Genomic DNA, 377 nt, shown 5'->3' on the forward strand with positions numbered 1-377 from the left:
AATCCCATTTTGCTGATGAATTCAAAAGCTGCATCAGCCTTATCTTTCGCTGCCTGATAAGGATCTGATGAAGCATCCCAAGCAAACTGCTGCGTTCCTGGTCCGAATGGATCGCTGCCCTGTCCGCAGAAAGTATGCCAGTAAGCGATAGCAAATTTAAAGTGCTCACGCATTGTTTTTCCAGCTACAACTTGGTCTGGATTGTAATATTTAAATGCCAATGGATTATCAGACTCTTTTCCTTCAAATTTTATTTGGCCAATACCTTTATAGTATTCTTTATCTCCTAAAACTATCATTTGATTCTTTTATTTAGTTGTTAATATTAATTCTAATTCTTGTTTCCATTTCTTATAAGCGGCTTCGTAAGGTTCTTT

1 pseudogene is annotated in these 377 nt (G+C 36.9%); it reads right to left on the reverse strand.

The features are described 5' to 3' along the window. Nucleotides 1-299, reverse strand: a pseudogene (locus DM397_RS00340) (xylose isomerase); the annotation flags it as partial. Nucleotides 300-377: the final 78 nt, after the last annotated feature.

It is taken from the genome of Flavobacterium nitrogenifigens (assembly GCF_003254565.1).
GTDB lineage: Bacteria > Bacteroidota > Bacteroidia > Flavobacteriales > Flavobacteriaceae > Flavobacterium > Flavobacterium nitrogenifigens.